General features: G+C 51.4%; 1 protein-coding gene. It reads right to left on the bottom strand.

Translation table 11 applies throughout. From position 1 onward, the window contains the following. Positions 1-255 (bottom strand): hypothetical protein (locus tag MiSe_RS50380; RefSeq protein WP_226595136.1); only part of this gene is annotated, 255 nt, incomplete at both ends.

Raw genomic sequence — 255 nt, 5'->3', positions numbered from 1 at the left:
TATCCGCAACAGCAACATCCTCTTCGTCAGCGGTCGCACCAACATCCGCCACAGCAATTGATTCCAAAGCATCGCCAACAGCTGATGTCGCATCTATGGGAGAAACACCAGAGATATCCGCAACAGCGACATCCCCCACAGCAATTGATTCCAAAGCATCGCCAACTGCCGATCTCGCATCTATGGGAGAAACACCAGAGATATCCGCAACAGCAACATCCCCCACAGCAATTGATTCCAAAGCATCGCCAACTG

Origin of the sequence: Microseira wollei NIES-4236, from assembly GCF_020521235.1 — a bacterium.
In the GTDB taxonomy this organism is placed as follows: domain Bacteria; phylum Cyanobacteriota; class Cyanobacteriia; order Cyanobacteriales; family Aerosakkonemataceae; genus Microseira; species Microseira wollei.
Note: the sequence above shows the minus strand (reverse complement) of the source record. Positions and strands in the feature narration are given on the sequence as shown.